Source organism: Limnohabitans planktonicus II-D5 (assembly GCF_001270065.2).
Classification (GTDB): Bacteria; Pseudomonadota; Gammaproteobacteria; order Burkholderiales; family Burkholderiaceae_C; genus Limnohabitans_A; species Limnohabitans_A planktonicus.
Genome location: NZ_LFYT02000012.1, coordinates 53,342 through 69,281, shown reverse-complemented (window position 1 = coordinate 69,281; position 15,940 = coordinate 53,342). Strand labels below are relative to the sequence as shown.

15 protein-coding genes are annotated in these 15,940 nt (G+C 59.6%); 9 read left to right on the top strand and 6 right to left on the bottom strand.

Annotated features, from left to right (window positions below; translation table 11 throughout):
* Window positions 1-20 precede the first annotated feature (20 nt).
* From H663_RS31350 to H663_RS31325, 6 genes are all read right to left on the bottom strand, one after another.
* A complete protein-coding gene (locus H663_RS31350) occupies window positions 21-515 on the bottom strand; it encodes a GNAT family N-acetyltransferase (RefSeq protein WP_053176732.1) in 495 nt (164 codons plus the stop codon).
* Window positions 512-784 (bottom strand): type II toxin-antitoxin system TacA family antitoxin, encoded by a 273-nt coding sequence (locus H663_RS31345; RefSeq protein ID WP_053173968.1) that lies wholly within the window; start codon window positions 782-784, stop codon window positions 512-514. The genes H663_RS31350 and H663_RS31345 overlap by 4 nt, the downstream gene beginning before the upstream one ends.
* A gap of 188 nt (window positions 785-972) precedes the next feature.
* Window positions 973-3,564 carry a bifunctional aconitate hydratase 2/2-methylisocitrate dehydratase gene (gene acnB, locus H663_RS31340; RefSeq protein WP_053173966.1) on the bottom strand — a complete coding sequence of 864 codons (2,592 nt, stop codon included), beginning with the start codon at window positions 3,562-3,564 and terminating at the stop codon, window positions 973-975.
* A gap of 34 nt (window positions 3,565-3,598) precedes the next feature.
* A complete protein-coding gene (locus tag H663_RS31335) occupies window positions 3,599-4,282 on the bottom strand; it encodes a hypothetical protein (RefSeq protein WP_240620497.1) in 684 nt (227 codons plus the stop codon).
* Window positions 4,283-4,311: 29 nt separating this feature from the next.
* Complete coding sequence (locus H663_RS31330) at window positions 4,312-5,238, bottom strand: HpcH/HpaI aldolase/citrate lyase family protein (protein WP_420844049.1); 927 nt, start codon at window positions 5,236-5,238, stop codon at window positions 4,312-4,314.
* Between the two features lie 110 nt (window positions 5,239-5,348).
* Window positions 5,349-6,335: a malate dehydrogenase gene (locus H663_RS31325; RefSeq protein WP_053173961.1), complete on the bottom strand. Its 987-nt coding sequence runs from the start codon at window positions 6,333-6,335 to the stop codon at window positions 5,349-5,351.
* A gap of 207 nt (window positions 6,336-6,542) precedes the next feature.
* Here H663_RS31325 and H663_RS31320 point away from each other — a divergent pair, with 207 nt between their 5' ends.
* The 9 genes from H663_RS31320 to H663_RS31275 all read left to right on the top strand — a co-directional run bounded on the left by H663_RS31320 (window position 6,543) and on the right by H663_RS31275 (window position 15,930).
* Window positions 6,543-7,364, top strand: a complete 822-nt coding sequence (locus H663_RS31320; protein WP_240620496.1) for a GntR family transcriptional regulator — start codon at window positions 6,543-6,545, stop codon at window positions 7,362-7,364.
* A 130-nt stretch (window positions 7,365-7,494) separates the two neighbouring features.
* The gene (sdhC, locus tag H663_RS31315; protein ID WP_053173959.1) at window positions 7,495-7,926 is read left to right on the top strand and encodes a succinate dehydrogenase, cytochrome b556 subunit; all 432 of its coding nucleotides are present in this window, start codon (window positions 7,495-7,497) and stop codon (window positions 7,924-7,926) included.
* 31 nt (window positions 7,927-7,957) lie between these two features.
* Window positions 7,958-8,323 (top strand): succinate dehydrogenase, hydrophobic membrane anchor protein, encoded by a 366-nt coding sequence (sdhD, locus tag H663_RS31310; protein ID WP_053173957.1) that lies wholly within the window; start codon window positions 7,958-7,960, stop codon window positions 8,321-8,323.
* Between the two features lie 53 nt (window positions 8,324-8,376).
* Window positions 8,377-10,182: a succinate dehydrogenase flavoprotein subunit gene (gene sdhA, locus H663_RS31305; protein WP_053173956.1), complete on the top strand. Its 1,806-nt coding sequence runs from the start codon at window positions 8,377-8,379 to the stop codon at window positions 10,180-10,182.
* Window positions 10,183-10,245: 63 nt separating this feature from the next.
* Entirely contained in the window at window positions 10,246-10,950 is a 705-nt protein-coding gene (locus H663_RS31300) for a succinate dehydrogenase iron-sulfur subunit (RefSeq protein ID WP_053173954.1), read from the top strand.
* Window positions 10,950-11,258, top strand: a complete 309-nt coding sequence (locus H663_RS31295; RefSeq protein WP_053173951.1) for an FAD assembly factor SdhE — start codon at window positions 10,950-10,952, stop codon at window positions 11,256-11,258. Before H663_RS31300 ends, H663_RS31295 begins: the two co-directional genes overlap by 1 nt.
* Window positions 11,259-11,300: 42 nt before the next feature.
* Window positions 11,301-12,599: a citrate synthase gene (gene gltA / locus H663_RS31290; RefSeq protein ID WP_053173950.1), complete on the top strand. Its 1,299-nt coding sequence runs from the start codon at window positions 11,301-11,303 to the stop codon at window positions 12,597-12,599.
* Window positions 12,600-13,151: 552 nt separating this feature from the next.
* Window positions 13,152-13,898, top strand: a complete 747-nt coding sequence (locus H663_RS31280; protein WP_420844048.1) for a crotonase/enoyl-CoA hydratase family protein — start codon at window positions 13,152-13,154, stop codon at window positions 13,896-13,898.
* Window positions 13,899-14,079: 181 nt separating this feature from the next.
* Window positions 14,080-15,930, top strand: a complete 1,851-nt coding sequence (locus H663_RS31275; protein ID WP_053173948.1) for a feruloyl-CoA synthase — start codon at window positions 14,080-14,082, stop codon at window positions 15,928-15,930.
* Window positions 15,931-15,940 lie beyond the last annotated feature (10 nt).

The window sequence follows — 15,940 nt, the reverse complement described above, 5'->3', positions numbered from 1 at the left end:
TTCAAAGCAAACATGAGGGCTCAGGGCTTGCTGGAATTCAATCTGAGCATCAGCGTCATCGGATGCAAGGGCGATGACTGAAAGCCATAGTGTTCGTAGAACGCCTTGGCGCGGTCGTGAAGCGCATGCACCAGCAATGCTCGAACACCAGCGTTCTGAGAAACCACCACCGCACGGTTGACGGCATCCTGCAGGAGGGATGCGCCCAGCTTGATACCTTGCGCGCGATGATCAACCGCCAACCGAGCCAGCACCATCACCGGAACTGGATCAGGCATATTCCTGCGGACCGAGCTGCTGGCCATCTGGTGCGAGACAGCACCCGCTGCCATGGCGTAGTAGCCATAAACACGGCTGTCCTGATCCGTCACTACAAACGTGCGGCTGGCACCGCTGATTTGGTTGGTGATTGCGCGGCGCTTGAGCCACTCGTCGAGAACGGCCTCGCCACACTCAAATTCATCAAAAATGTGGGTGGCCGCGAGCGGCTGAGGTGCATTGAGTTGCAAGCTCATGCCTTGACCGTGGCCCAAGGTGCCCCCACGGCCATGAGGCGCTCAAGCCCTGGATTGTGGCTGGGCGGGGCGTCGAGCATCGCCTTGAACTGCTGGAACTTGTCGGCATCCAAACTGAAGAACACTTGGTCAAGTACGACCGCCTGCGCTTTGTCGCAGGCGGCCTCGAGCATGAAGTCCGAACGGTTCTTGCCCAGCAAAGTTGCAGCGTGATCAATCAAGTCTCGCTGAGCGGGCAGTGCCCGTAGATTGATAGCGGCGTCACGCATGGTTCTCTCCCTTTAGCGCATAGACAATAGATATACAAAGAATAGCCGGACGTGTAGCTGTTGTCAATACGCACTATGCCTTGTTGGCTGGCGACCAGTCACACCATAGAACTGGGCGAGATTGGCCTTCATACCAGCAAGAAAAACGGCCCCAAAGGGCCGTTTTTCATTCAAGGAGCCGTGACCACTCAGGCCGTCACACCCTTCGCGTTCTCCACGTACTCTTCAATCTGGTTGAAGTTCAGGTACTTGTAGATCGCAGCGCCGTCCTTGTTCACGATGCCCATGGCTTCGTGGTACTCGGCCACTGTCGGGATATGACCCAGCTTGGACGCAATCGCTGCCAACTCGGCACTGGCCAAAAACACGTTGGTGTTCTTGCCCAAGCGGTTGGGGAAGTTACGCGTGCTGGTGGACACCACCGTCGCGCCTTCGCGCACTTGGGCTTGGTTGCCCATGCACAGCGAGCAGCCGGGCATTTCGGTGCGGGCACCGGCGGCGCCGAAGTTGGCGTAGTGACCTTCCTTGATCAGCTCGCTCTCGTCCATCTTGGTCGGTGGTGCCACCCACAGCTTGACCGGGATGTCGCGGCTGCCGCCGAGCAGCTTGGCTGCGGCGCGGAAGTGGCCGATGTTGGTCATGCACGAACCGATGAAGGCTTCGTCGATCTTGGTACCAGCCACGTCGGACAAGAACTTGGCGTCGTCCGGGTCGTTGGGGCAGCACAGGATCGGCTCTTTGATCTCGTTCATGTCGATCTCGATGACGTGCGCGTACTCGGCGTCTTGATCAGCTTCGAGCAGGTTGGGCGCGGCCAACCAGGCTTCGACTTTCTCGATGCGGCGAGCCAATGTACGGGCGTCGGCATAGCCGTCGGCGATCATGTTTTTCATGAGCACCACGTTGGACTTCAGGTATTCCTCGACCGGCTCTTTGTTAAGTTTGATCGTGCAACCAGCGGCCGAGCGCTCGGCAGAGGCGTCGGACAACTCAAACGCTTGCTCGACCTTGAGGTTGGGCAGGCCTTCGATTTCCAGGATGCGGCCAGAGAACTCGTTGATCTTGCCGGACTTGGCCACGGTGAGCAGACCTTGTTTGATGGCGTAAAGCGGAATCGCGTGCACCAAATCACGCAGGGTCACGCCGGGCTGCATTTCGCCTTTGAAGCGCACCAACACGGACTCGGGCATGTCCAGGGGCATCACGCCGGTGGCTGCACCAAAGGCCACCAAACCGGAACCGGCGGGGAAAGAAATGCCGATGGGGAAACGGGTGTGCGAGTCACCGCCGGTGCCGACGGTGTCGGGCAGCAGCAAGCGGTTGAGCCAGCTGTGGATCACGCCGTCACCTGGACGCAATGAAACACCACCTCGGTTGCTGATGAAGGCAGGAAGTTCACGGTGCGTCTTCACGTCCACCGACTTGGGGTAAGCGGCGGTGTGGCAGAAGGATTGCATCACCATGTCAGCCGAGAAGCCCAAGCAAGCCAGGTCTTTCAACTCGTCGCGGGTCATCGGACCGGTGGTGTCTTGTGAACCCACGGTGGTCATCTTGGGTTCGCAGTAAGTGCCGGGGCGCACGCCCTGGCCTTCTGGCAAACCAACGGCGCGGCCGACCATTTTCTGGGCCAGTGTGAAACCGGCTTTGGTCGCAATAGGCGCTGTGGGCAAGCGGAACACGTTGGAGGCTGGCAAGCCCAAGAACTCGCGGGCCTTGGCCGTCAGGCTGCGGCCAATGATCAGGTTGATGCGGCCACCGGCGCGCACTTCGTCAAACAGCACGTCGCTCTTGAGTTTGAACTCGGTGACGGTGGCACCGTTCTTCACGATTTTGCCGTCGTAGGGCAAGATATCGATGACGTCACCCATCTCCAACTTGGACACGTCCACTTCAATCGGCAGTGCGCCAGAGTCTTCTTGCGTGTTGAAGAAGATGGGGGCAATCTTGCCACCCAAAGTCACGCCACCAAAACGCTTGTTGGGCACGAAGGGGATGTCTTGGCCGGTGGCCCAGATCACGCTGTTGGTGGCCGACTTGCGGCTCGAACCTGTACCGACCACGTCACCGACGTAAGCCACCAGATGGCCTTTTTTCTTCAGGTCGTCGATGAACTGCATAGGGCCGCGCTTGCCGTCTTCTTCGGGCTTGAAGGCTGCGCCTTCGCGGGTGTTTTTGAGCATCGCCAAGTAATGCAAGGGGATGTCAGGACGGCTCCAGGCATCGGGTGCGGGCGACAGGTCGTCGGTGTTGGTTTCGCCGGGCACCTTGAACACGGTGACCGTGATTTTTTGCTCGACTTCGGGGCGGGTGGTGAACCACTCGGCGTCAGCCCAGCTTTGCATGACGTCCTTGGCCTTGGCATTGCCGGCCTTGGCTTTTTCAGCGACATCGTTGAAAAAGTCAAACATCAACAAGGTCTTTTTGAGGGCCTCAGCGGCCACACCAGCGACTTCAGCGTCGTCCAGCAGCTCAATCAGCGGGTGCACGTTGTAGCCGCCCACCATGGTGCCCAGCAATTCGGTCGCTTTGGCTTTGGAGATGAGGCCGACTGCGACCTCACCGTGGGCCACAGCCGCCAGGAAAGAGGCCTTGACCTTGGCCGCATCGTCCACGCCAGGTGGCACGCGGTGGGTCAACAAGTCCATCAAGAACGCATCTTCGCCAGAGGGCGGGTTCTTGATCAACTCGATCAAGTCAGCGACTTGTTTGGCGTCCAGCGGCAGTGCTGGAATGCCCAGGGCAGCGCGTTCTGCTGCATGTTCACGGTAGGCTTTCAACATGGTTTTTTCTCCGGTCAAACAAAATGGGGATCAGTCATCGTCCCATGCCGGTCGTGTCGAACAGCTTGGGCGGTGGGTTGTGTTTCATGTCTTGGGCAAAGGCAACTTGCTCGGGGTGCGCGCATTCATCGGCAATGCGTCGGCCTTTGTTCTGGTCCATCAACATGGACTTGTTGGCCAGCTGAAGCCAGACGGCTCCGGCTTTTTTGTCTTCAAGGCGAATGGCGCCAGTGCTGGTCGCCACCGGGTGCATGCGGTAACGAAAGCCTTTGCCACGCAAATTGAAATAGCCCGGTTGCGAGGGATCTGCATCCACACGAACAGTAGCGCCCAATTCGCAAGACAGCTGGCCCTTGTGCACACGATCTGCAATGGCCAGCTCTTCGGTGCCCATGGGCTGCTCACCCGAGGCGGTGCGCACAGTCTGAACGGGAGATGCAGGCACGGCTGTCTGAGCCGCAACAGAGGGTGCAGCAGCCATCAAAGTCGGAGTCGCCAGGATAGGTGCCGCAGAAGGCTTGGACGGCGGACTGGCCAAAGCTTGCGCATTGGCCTGAGCCTGAAGGCGGGCAGTGGCTTCGGCACTGGACAGCGAAGAAGTGTCACTGGGCGATGTGCGGGCTTTGGTGCTTGACGGTTGGGTGATTTTTGCAGGCGCTTGCGCCCATGCAGCACCTGCCCAACACACGCAGGTCAGCACAATGGCTGTTTTGATCATGGGAAGCCCTTTCATGGAAGAAGGCACCATCATGAACCGCGCAGGGTCAATTGACCAGATGCGGCAAAAAACGCCTGAATGGATGGAGTCAATGGACGGCCCGTCTGGTGGGCGCGCTCCAGCAACTGCCAGAAAAACCGGTAGCTGGCCCGGTCGTGTAACTGGCCCGCATGGCTGATGGGTGCCCATTCGGCAGCATGGGCCGCCTCGATGATCTCGCTGGCCTGGTCGATCTGCGCCTCGCTGGGGGCCATGGCCTCCAGGATGGGACGGATCTGGTCCGGGTGGATGCTCCACATGCGTGTGTAACCCAGCTCACATGCGGCTTTCTTGGCAGCCATGCGCATGGCATCGGCGTTCTTGAATTCGGTCACCACGCAGTGCGAAGGCACCTTGCCGTGCGCGTGGCAGGCACTGGCGATGTCGAGCTTGGCGCGCAGCACCAAGGGGTGCGTGAACTGCCCCTGAATGCCCATGCCCTCAGCGGGTATGGCCCCGCCATGGGCCGAGACAAAGTCCATCAGGCCAAAGCTCAGCGACTGCACACGGGGGTGGGCGGCAATGTCAAACGCCCGGTGCACAGCAGCAGGTGATTCAATCAAAACATGCAGCGGCAAATCGCTCGCCCCTGCTTGCAACAGGGCCGCTTGCGCACGCTCAACATCGGCCACGGTTTCCACCTTGGGCACCATGATGTGCGACAGGCATGAACCAGCCCGGGCAGCAATCAGCGCCATATCGGCATCAAAAGAGGGGTGATCGACAGGATGGACACGCACGGCCACACGGGCCCCGGGGTTGGCAGCCGTGGCGGCCAATGCCAGCTCGGTGACCAAGGCCGCATGCTCGGCTTCGCCCCCCACTGGCGCGCCGTCTTCGCAATCCAGAGTGACATCAAAAACGCAAGCGCCGAACTCTTGCATCATGTCCACCTGCAATTGCAGGCTTTTGCGCATCCTCGCTTCGACACCGCTGTAATGGTCACAAACCGGCAGCTGCACGCTTGCGGCTTGTGCCCCCAAAAGGACGTCGCGAGGATGGCTCACTTGGACTTCTCGGCCTTAAATCAGATCAGGTGAGCGACGCCAGCTTGCTCGTCGGTCAACTCTTTGAGCGTCTTGTCGATGCAGCCTTGGCTGAAGGCGTCAATTTCCAGACCTTCCACGACTTTGTACTCGCCGTTTTCGCAAGTGACGGGGAAGCCGAACATCACGTCTTTGGGAATGCCGTACCAGCCTTGCGAAGGAATACCCATGGTGACCCACTTGCCGTTGGTGCCCAAGGCCCAATCGCGCATGTGGTCGATGGCCGCATTGGCAGCCGAGGCAGCCGAAGACAGGCCACGGGCTTCGATGATGGCTGCGCCGCGCTTGCCCACGGTGGGCAAGAACACGTTGGCGTTCCATTCCTGGTCGTTGATCATGGCCTTGACAGATTCGCCCTTGATGGTGGCGAAACGGTAATCGGCGTACATGGTGGGAGAGTGGTTGCCCCAGACGCACAAATTCTCGATGTCGGCCACGGCTTTGCCGGTCTTGGCTGCGATTTGCGACAGGGCGCGGTTGTGGTCCAGACGCAGCATGGCGGTGAAGTTGCCGGGTTTCAGGTCCGGAGCGGCCTTCATGGCGATGAAGGCATTGGTGTTGGCGGGGTTGCCCACGACCAACACTTTAACGTTGCGCGAAGCGACAGCGTTCAGGGCCTTGCCTTGAGCGGTGAAGATGGCACCGTTGATGGCCAGCAACTCGGCACGCTCCATACCGGGGCCGCGTGGGCGCGAACCGACCAGCAAAGCGTAATCCACATCCTTGAAGGCGGTCATGGGGTCGCCGTGGGCTTCCATGCCGACCAACAATGGGAACGCGCAGTCTTCGAGTTCCATCATCACGCCCTTGAGCGCTTTTTGGGGGCCTTCGACGGGCACTTCCAGCAATTGCAGGATGACGGGCTGGTCTTTACCCAGCATTTCGCCGGAGGCGATGCGGAACAACAGTGCGTAACCGATTTGACCTGCTGCGCCGGTGACGGCAACGCGGACGGGCTTTTTGCTCATGGTGGAAAACTCCAGAAGTATTGAAAACAAGGGTCGCAGTCCTTGGCCGACAAACATATCGGCCGGTCTGTCCGGCGCACCGGACTTGCGCAAAACAGCCTCTCAACGGAGACCCCACGCAAGCAAACAGCCTTCAAGTGTACCCGCGAAAACCCTGACTCGTCAATTTGTCTTATGTCTTATATAAGATATGATGTCATACCTGACATGCACCTGACCGACATGCCGGACAAGCCCTCAACACACCCCAGCTTCAACGTGACCGATTCCAATCTTCCTGCGGCAGACCTGCCCACGCCTGCCCCGGCGTTCAGTCCGCTGTACCAGCAGATCAAGGGCCTGATCCTGCAAAGTCTGCAAACAGGTGAATGGAAGCCCGGCGAGTCGATTCCCAGCGAAATGGAATTGGCAGCGCGCTACCGGGTGAGCCAGGGCACGGTGCGAAAAGCCATCGACGAACTGGCTGGCGACAACCTGCTGGTGCGCAGACAAGGCAAAGGCACTTTTGTGGCCACCCATGCCGAGCAGCATGTGCAGTACCGCTTTCTCAAACTCGTGCCCGACCAGGGGGGCGACCTCAACACCGAAGGCCCCGCGCAGCGCGTGATCGTGGACTGCAAGCGACTGCGGGCCTCGGCCGAAATTGCACGGGCGCTGGCTTTACGGGCGGGTGATGCCGTTTTGCAGGTTCGCAGGGTGCTGTCTTTTGCAGGCGTGCCCACCATTTTGGAAGACCTGTGGCTGCCCGGCGGCCCCTTCAAGGGTCTGACGGCCGAGCGCCTGGCCGATTACCATGGCCCCATGTATGCCTTGTTTGAAACCGAATTTGGCGTGCGCATGGTGCGGGCTGACGAAAAAATCCGAGCTGTTTTGCCCGACGACACCCAGAGCCAGCTGCTGCAAGTCCCCAACAGCTCCCCGCTTTTGAGCGTCGAGCGCATTGCCTACACCTACAACGACACGCCCATGGAGTTGCGCCGGGGCATCTACCGCACCGACAGTCACCATTACCGCAATGCGCTGAACTGACAAAAAAGCACGGTTGAACGTTTTTTTCAATACTCGCCTGAAATGCTCATGTCAGTTTGCTGCGTTGCAATAGAATCCGACGGTTTGTCATTCAAAATTACAACCGAGTTACCTCCCAGAAAGTGCTTACATGACTGAACTCGCCAAAAAGCGGCCAGAATTCCGCAACATCAACGCCCTGAAAGACTTGCCGACTTACCGTTTGCCGTTGGCTGGCATCGTGTCCATCTTGCACCGCATCAGCGGTTTCCTGATGTTTTTGCTGATGCCCCTGATCATCTGGATGTTTGACAACTCGATCACATCCGAAATTTCATTTGCCAAGTTCTCGGCTGCCTTCAACGTCGGCATCGGCTTTGTGCCCGGCTGGTTCATGAAGCTGATCGCACTGGCCCTGATCTGGGCTTACCTGCACCACTTCATTGCTGGCCTGCGTCACCTGTACATGGACATCTGCCATGCCGTGACCAAAGAGTTCGGCAAATCCTCTGCCATCGCCACCTTGGTGCTCAGCATCGGCCTGACCGCCGTGCTCGGCGCCAAGATGTTTGGTTTGTACTGATCTGCCCCATAACAACAAAGGAAACTGAACTATGTCCGTGAACTACGGCTCCAAACGCATCGTGACCGGTGCTGGCTATGGCTTCCGTGACTGGCTCGCACAACGCGTGACCGGCACCCTGATGGCCCTGTTTACCGTCATCTTGCTGGCTCAGGTGATCTTCACCGCTGGCCCTATCGGTTACGAAGAGTGGGCTGGCATTTTTGCGTCCCAGTGGATGAAGGTCCTGACCTTCTGCGTGATCCTTTCCCTGCTGTACCACGTGTGGGTGGGCATGCGTGACATCTGGATGGACTACGTCAAGCCCCTGGCCGTGCGCCTGGTCTTGCACGTCTTCACCCTCGTCTGGCTGGTCGGCTGTGCCGGCTGGGCTGTTCAGGCCCTGTGGCGCCTGTGAGGCGTCAGCCCTCGCCTGTCATTGCGCTGAAATCACACCAACCAAGTTAAACCATGAGCTATACCAAAGACAACATCACCACCCGCAAGTTTGACGTCGTGATCGTCGGCGCCGGTGGTTCGGGCATGCGTGCCTCGCTGCAGCTGGCCCGCGCGGGCCTCAATGTGGCTGTCCTCTCCAAAGTGTTTCCCACCCGTTCCCACACTGTGGCAGCCCAAGGAGGCATTGGTGCTTCGCTGGGCAATATGTCCGACGACAACTGGCACTACCACTTCTACGACACCATCAAGGGCTCCGACTGGCTCGGCGACCAGGATGCCATCGAATTCATGTGCCGCGAAGCGCCCAAGGTCGTGTATGACCTGGAGCACATGGGCATGCCGTTTGACCGCAATCCAGACGGCACAATTTACCAGCGCCCGTTTGGCGGTCACACCGCCAACTACGGCGAAAAGCCGGTGCAACGCGCTTGCGCTGCGGCTGACCGCACCGGTCACGCCATGTTGCACACCCTGTATCAGCAAAACGTGGCCGCCAAAACCAGCTTCTTCGTCGAGTGGATGGCGCTGGACCTGATCCGTGACGCCGAAGGCGACGTGGTGGGCGTGACAGCTCTTGAGATGGAAACTGGCGACCTGCACGTCTTGCACGCCAAAACCGTGCTGATGGCCACCGGTGGCGCAGGCCGCATTTATGCCGCTTCCACCAACGCCTTCATCAACACGGGTGACGGCCTGGGCATGGCCGCTCGCGCCGGCATTCCTTTGGAAGACATGGAGTTCTGGCAATTTCACCCCACCGGCGTGGCCGGTGCGGGCGTGTTGTTGACCGAAGGCTGCCGTGGCGAAGGCGCGATCTTGCTCAACAGCAATGGCGAGCGCTTCATGGAGCGTTATGCGCCCACCCTGAAAGACCTGGCACCGCGTGACTTCGTGTCCCGCTGCATGGACCAGGAAATCAAGGAAGGCCGTGGCTGCGGCCCCAACAAAGACTACGTCATGCTCAAGCTGGACCACCTGGGTGCGGAAACCATCCACAAGCGTCTGCCCTCGGTGTACGAAATCGGCGTCAACTTCGCCAACGTCGACATCACACGTGAGCCTATCCCGGTGGTGCCCACCATCCACTACCAGATGGGCGGTATTCCCACCAACATCAATGGCCAGGTCGTGACGCAAAATGCCACCGACCACAACGCCGTGGTCAACGGTTTGTATGCCGTGGGCGAATGCTCTTGCGTCTCGGTGCATGGGGCCAACCGCCTGGGCACCAACTCGCTGCTCGATTTGCTGGTGTTTGGCCGCGCCGCAGGCAACCACATCGTCGACTTCGCCAGCAAGACCAAGGCCCACAAGCCACTGCCCGCGGACGCCACAGACTTCACCCTGAGCCGCCTGAACAAGCTCGAAGGCCGTGGCGGCGAATACGCCCAGGACGTGGCCAACGACATGCGTGCGGCCATGCAGCAACACGCTGGCGTCTTCCGCACCCAAGCCTCCATGGACGAAGGCGTGCAAAAGATCGCTGCCATCCGTGAGCGCGTCAATGCGATTGGCCTGAAGGACACCTCCAAAGTGTTCAACACTGCCCGCATCGAAGCCCTGGAAGTGGAAAACCTGATCGAAGCCGCGCAGTCCACCATGGTGTCTGCTGCTGCCCGCCACGAATGCCGTGGTGCCCACACCGTGAGCGACTACGAGCGTCCAGTGGATGACGCCGTTGCCCCATTGGGCCGCGACGATGCCAACTGGATGAAACACACCCTGTGGCACAGCCAGTCGAACAGCCTGACCTACAAGCCGGTCAAGCTCAAGCCCCTGACTGTGGACTCTGTGCCACCCAAGGTCCGCACGTTCTAAAGATTGCCTGGACCACTCACTTCCAGTGGCGGTCCATCACCCGAATACACCAGGAGTTCTTTCATGACCCTACGCACTTTCCAGATCTACCGCTACGACCCTGACAAGGACGCCAAGCCCTACATGCAAACCATCCAGGTCGAACTGGACGGCAATGAACGCATGCTGCTCGACGCCCTGATGAAGCTCAAGGCCGTGGACCCCACCATCTCTTTCCGCCGCTCTTGCCGCGAAGGCGTGTGCGGTTCTGACGCGATGAACATCAACGGCAAAAACGGTCTGGCGTGTCTCACCAACATGAACACGCTGCCCGGCACCATCGTGTTGAAACCCCTGCCCGGTCTGCCCGTGATCCGCGACGTGATCGTGGACATGACCCAGTTCTTCAAGCAGTACCACTCGATCAAACCCTACCTGATCAACAGCACCATCCCGCCTGAGACCGAGCGCCTGCAAAGCCCTGAAGAGCGCGACGAGCTGAACGGTTTGTACGAGTGCATCTTGTGCGCCAGCTGCTCGACCAGCTGCCCCAGCTTCTGGTGGAACCCCGACAAGTTCGTGGGCCCGGCCGGTTTGCTGCAGGCTTACCGCTTCATCGCCGACAGCCGCGACGAAGCCACCGCTGAGCGCCTGGACAACCTGGAAGACCCCTACCGTCTGTTCCGCTGCCACACCATCATGAACTGCGTCGATGTCTGCCCCAAGGGTTTGAACCCCACCAAGGCCATTGGCAAGATCAAAGAGATGATGGTTCGCCGCGCTGCCTGATGACTGTTACCCCGATCCTGGAAGACGCGTCCCTGCTTGGCGCTGACCGCCTCGCCCCTTTGAGCGAGCGGTCCCTGAGCAAGCTGCGCTGGCGCAGCAGGCGCGGGCTGCTCGAGAACGATTTGTTCATCGAGCGCTTCTTCAACCGTCATGCAGACAAGTTGACGGTTGGCCAGGCCCGGGGCATGTATGTGCTGATGGACCTGTCAGACAACGATCTCATGGACTTGCTGTTGCGCCGTAAGGCGCTACAGCCCGAGATCAACACCGAAGAGGTGTGCGAAGTCCTGGACATGCTGAGAGCGTGAGCCTGAAACGGTTCATACCTGGATATTTTGAGGAAACCCACCATGAAACTCGCTGATAACAAAGCCACCCTGTCGTTCACCAACGGCAGCCCCAGCATCGAGATGCCCGTGTACTCAGGCAACATCGGTCCAGACGTCATTGACATCCGCAAACTGTACGCACAAAGCGGCATGTTCACCTACGATCCGGGTTTCCTGTCCACGGCTTCTTGCCAATCGGCCATCACCTACATCGATGGCGACAAAGGCGAGCTGCTGTACCGCGGCTACCCCATCGAGCAACTGGCCAACAAGGCCGACTACCTGGACACCTGCTACTTGCTGCTCAACGGCGAATTGCCCGTGGGCCAGCAAAGTAAGGACTTTCACAAGTTGGTGAACAACCACACCATGGTCAACGAGCAGATGCAGTTTTTCCTGCGTGGCTTTCGCCGTGATGCTCACCCCATGGCTGTTCTGACTGGCCTGGTGGGTGCCCTGTCTGCCTTCTACCACGACAGCACCGACATCAACAATCCTGAACACCGCCACATAGCGGCGATCCGCCTGATCGCCAAAATGCCAACCCTCGTAGCGATGGCCTACAAATATGGCGTGGGCCAGCCTTACATGTACCCCCGCAATGAACTGTCCTACGCGGGCAACTTCCTGCGCATGATGTTCGGCACCCCTTGCGAAGAGTACAAGGTCAACCCCGTGCTTGAACGCGCCATGGACCGCATCTTCACGCTGCACGCTGACCACGAGCAAAACGCATCGACTTCCACAGTGCGTCTGTGCGGCTCGTCGGGCACCAACCCCTTCGCGGCCATCGCTGCGGGTGTGGCCTGCCTGTGGGGCCCAGCTCACGGCGGTGCCAACGAAGCTTGCCTGAACATGCTGGAAGACATCCAGAAAATGGGTGGCGTGTCCAAAGTCGGTGAATTCATGAACCAGGTGAAAGACAAGAACTCCGGCGTCAAGCTGATGGGCTTCGGTCACCGCGTTTACAAAAACTACGACCCCCGCGCCAAGCTCATGCAAGAGACCTGCAACGAGGTGCTCAAGGAACTGGGCCTGGAAAACGACCCCTTGTTCAAGCTGGCCAAAGAACTGGAAAAGATCGCCCTCGAAGACGAATACTTCGTCAGCCGCAAGCTCTACCCCAACGTGGACTTCTACTCTGGCATCGTGCAGCGCGCCATCGGCATTCCGGTGAACCTGTTCACCGGGGTGTTCGCGCTGGCCCGCACCGTCGGCTGGATCGCCCAACTCAACGAAATGATCAGCGACCCCGAGTACAAAATCGGCCGCCCACGTCAGTTGTTCACCGGCTCCCCACGCCGCGACGTTCAGCGTTGATCGTTTGACACCCCCATGAAAAAACCCGCTTCTTGCGGGTTTTTTCATGGGTCAAATTGTCGGGGTCTTCGACCCCCAAGCTGCGAAAAATCACCCCTCTCCTTGCAGGCAGACTCGCAAAGCCAGACGATTCTCAGCCGGCCTTGTCCAGCGCCAGCAGGCGCACCGCATGACCCTCAAGGATGCCAAGCATCACCTCTGGGCGGAACCCAGCAGCATCAAATCACCAACCCTCGGGCCTGATGAGTGAGTGATCGCTGCCACAACAAACATCACCTGCCAGACCACAACACCGGTTGAGATCACCGCCTATCACCCTCCCATCGCAGTGTCCCGAGGGCATGACTTCTGTAAAGGGCTGGGCATACGCCTTGTGTAGACAAGGAGTCTAGGGAAAACACCAAGCAGTAAATCGTCAAGCGCTGATCACAATATGGTTATGAGTAATAACCTTCTTGCCCCATGGGTCAAGTCTGCTGAAAGCCCCTTGCGATGACACACAACAGCCACCCGATCCTCGAACGCGCAGCCGCCAACGGTGTTGCGCTGGACATGAAAGGGTCCGTCGCGGTGGTGCGCCTGTGCCGCCCTGCCAAGCGCAACGCCCTGAACGACGCCCTGATCGAAGCCCTGCGTGATGTGTTTCAAAACCTGCCGCCAGAAGCGGGGGCCGCCGTGATCCATGGCGAGGGCGACCACTTTTGTGCCGGTCTGGATTTGTCTGAATTGAAAGAGCGCGATGCGGGCGAAGGCATTCACCACTCACGCAGCTGGCATGTGGCCTTGAACGCCGTTGAGCAAGGCCGGGTGCCCGTGGTGGCCGCTTTGCATGGTGCTGTGGTGGGTGGTGGCCTGGAACTGGCCAGCGCCAGCCACATCCGCGTGGCCGATGAGAGCACTTTTTACGCGCTGCCCGAAGGCACACGCGGCATCTTTGTCGGTGGCGGCGGCTCGGTGCGCGTGCCCAAGTTGATTGGCACAGCCCGCATGATCGACATGATGCTCACGGGCCGCGTGTACAACGCGCAAGACGGTGAGCGCGTGGGTTTGGCGCAATACCTCGTGCCCACGGGTACTGCATTGGCCAAGGCCATCGAGTTGGCCACCCGCATTGCCACCAATGCCCCACTGACCAACTTTGCCCTCACACACGCCATGCCGCGCATTGCCGAACAACCGGCTGACCATGGCCTGTTCACCGAAGCCCTGATGGCCTCAATCGCCCAAGCCGCCCCGGAAGCCAAAGCCCGTGTGCGTGCCTTCCTGGAGGGCAAGGCCGCCAAGGTGCAGAAGGGTTGAGTGTTTTTTGGTTGAGCGTTGAGCGTTGAGCGTTGAGCGTTTGGCGTTGAGCGATTTGCGAAGTGCGTTTAGCGTTGAGCGACGACCCCGAAACCCGAAACCCGAAAACCGACCCCTGAACCCAACACGCTCAACGCTCAACGCCAAACGCTCAACGCAAAACGCCAAAACCGGAGACCCCATGACCGCCCCCCAATTTCGTCCGCTCAAATTCGGCGTGACCCGTGTCAACCTGCGCAACGGTACAGACGGCACGCGTTACCTACAAGCCGACCAGGACCTGCAGGCCTTTCCGGACCGCCTGACCGACCGCCTGCAGCATTGGGCGCAGGTCAAGCCCGAGCACAGCTTCATGGCGCGCCGCATCCAGCAAGCCGATGGCACTTTGGGTGACTGGCAACACATCAGCTATGCCCAGGCCTGGCAAACAGCGCGCAACATTGCGCAAGGCCTGATCGACCGCGGCCTGAACGCTGAGCGCCCCGTTGTCATCCTGAGCGAAAACAGCCTGGAACATGCCTTACTGGCTTTGGGTTGTCTCGTGGCCGGCGTGCCCTACGTGCCCACCTCGCCCCCCTATTCCTTGGTCAGCGTGGACTATGACAAGCTCAAGCATGTGCTGAGCACCGTCACGCCTGGAATGGTGTTCGCCTCAGACGCTCGCTATGCCAAAGCCATTGCCGCCACGGTGAGCGACGACATGGAAGTCGTGATGGTCGAGGGTGATGTGCCCGGCCGAAGTGTCACGGCCTTTGAGAGCCTGTGTTCACAGCCCGCCACACCCGCGGTGGATGCGGCCATGGCCGCCACCGGCCCCGACACCATTGCCAAGTTTTTGTTCACCAGCGGCTCCACCAAGCTGCCCAAAGCCGTCATCAACACCAACCGCCTGTGGTGTGCCAACCAGCAACAAATGGCCCAGTCCATGCCCGTGCTGGCCGAGCAAGAACTGGTGCTGGTCGACTGGCTGCCGTGGAACCACACCTTCGGCGGCAACCACAACTTTGGCATGACCGTGTTCCACGGCGGCACGCTGTACATCGACGACGGCAAGCCCACGCCAGCGCTCATGCACGAGACCTTGCGCAACCTGCGTGAAATCGCGCCCACCGTCTACTTCAACGTGCCCACCGGTTTTGAAGCGATCGCCCACGCCATGCAAACCGACGACCAGCTGCGCAAAACGCTGCTGTCGCGCGTGCAGATGTTCTTTTACGCCGGAGCCGCATTGGCCCAACCGATTTGGGACAGTCTGTATGCCAGCCAGGAGCGTGAAGTGGGCGAGCGCATCGTCATGGGCACGGGCCTGGGCATGACTGAGTCTGGTCCCTTCGGTATTTTTGTGACCAACCCCTTTGTGCAAGCGGGCGACCTGGGCGTGCCCACCCCCGGCCTGGAACTCAAGCTGGTGAACATGCAAGGCAAAACCGAGGTGCGCTACCGCGGCCCCAACATCACGCCCGGCTACTGGCGCAACCCAGAAGAAACCGCCAGTGCGTTTGACGAAGAAGGCTTTTTCAAGACCGGCGACGCGGTCCAATGGATCGACGAGACCGATGTGCACCTGGGCCTGAAATTCGACGGCCGCATTGCCGAAGACTTCAAACTGGCCACCGGCACCTTTGTCAGCGTGGGCCCGCTGCGGGCCAAAATCATCGCAGCGGGAGCCCCCTTCATTCAGGACGCAGTGCTGACTGGCATCAACCTGAAAGAAGTCGGTGCCATGATTTTTCCGACACCGGCGGTGCGTGCTTTGAGCGGTTTGCCTGCTGATGCGCCCCTGGCCGACGTGCTGGCCTCGGCCCCGGTGCTGGCCAAGTTCCAGGACATCGTCAACACCCTGGCCCAAACCAGCACCGGCAGCGCCAACCGCATTGCCCGCCTGTGTTTGCTCAGCGAGCCGCCCACCATTGACAAAGGCGAGATCACCGACAAAGGCTCGATCAACCAACGCTCGGTGCTGACCCACCGCGCCGACACCGTGGCGGCCTTGCATGCCGACACGCTGCATGACATCGTCAAACCCCAATGAATTTCATGTA

What these genes read in the sequence shown, in the direction of transcription:
- H663_RS31350 (WP_053176732.1), bottom strand. Translation starts at nt 515, where the DNA reads ATGAGCTTGCAACTCAATGCACCTCAGCCGCTCGCGGCCACCCACATT.
- acnB (WP_053173966.1), bottom strand. Translation starts at nt 3,564, where the DNA reads ATGTTGAAAGCCTACCGTGAACATGCAGCAGAACGCGCTGCCCTGGGC.
- sdhC (WP_053173959.1), top strand. Translation starts at nt 7,495, where the DNA reads ATGACTGAACTCGCCAAAAAGCGGCCAGAATTCCGCAACATCAACGCC.
- gltA (WP_053173950.1), top strand. Translation starts at nt 11,301, where the DNA reads ATGAAACTCGCTGATAACAAAGCCACCCTGTCGTTCACCAACGGCAGC.
- H663_RS31275 (WP_053173948.1), top strand. Translation starts at nt 14,080, where the DNA reads ATGACCGCCCCCCAATTTCGTCCGCTCAAATTCGGCGTGACCCGTGTC.
- H663_RS31320 (WP_240620496.1), top strand. Translation starts at nt 6,543, where the DNA reads ATGCACCTGACCGACATGCCGGACAAGCCCTCAACACACCCCAGCTTC.
- H663_RS31300 (WP_053173954.1), top strand. Translation starts at nt 10,246, where the DNA reads ATGACCCTACGCACTTTCCAGATCTACCGCTACGACCCTGACAAGGAC.
- H663_RS31325 (WP_053173961.1), bottom strand. Translation starts at nt 6,335, where the DNA reads ATGAGCAAAAAGCCCGTCCGCGTTGCCGTCACCGGCGCAGCAGGTCAA.
- H663_RS31345 (WP_053173968.1), bottom strand. Translation starts at nt 784, where the DNA reads ATGCGTGACGCCGCTATCAATCTACGGGCACTGCCCGCTCAGCGAGAC.
- H663_RS31295 (WP_053173951.1), top strand. Translation starts at nt 10,950, where the DNA reads ATGACTGTTACCCCGATCCTGGAAGACGCGTCCCTGCTTGGCGCTGAC.
- sdhA (WP_053173956.1), top strand. Translation starts at nt 8,377, where the DNA reads ATGAGCTATACCAAAGACAACATCACCACCCGCAAGTTTGACGTCGTG.
- H663_RS31330 (WP_420844049.1), bottom strand. Translation starts at nt 5,238, where the DNA reads ATGCGCAAAAGCCTGCAATTGCAGGTGGACATGATGCAAGAGTTCGGC.
- sdhD (WP_053173957.1), top strand. Translation starts at nt 7,958, where the DNA reads ATGTCCGTGAACTACGGCTCCAAACGCATCGTGACCGGTGCTGGCTAT.
- H663_RS31335 (WP_240620497.1), bottom strand. Translation starts at nt 4,282, where the DNA reads ATGATCAAAACAGCCATTGTGCTGACCTGCGTGTGTTGGGCAGGTGCT.
- H663_RS31280 (WP_420844048.1), top strand. Translation starts at nt 13,152, where the DNA reads ATGAAAGGGTCCGTCGCGGTGGTGCGCCTGTGCCGCCCTGCCAAGCGC.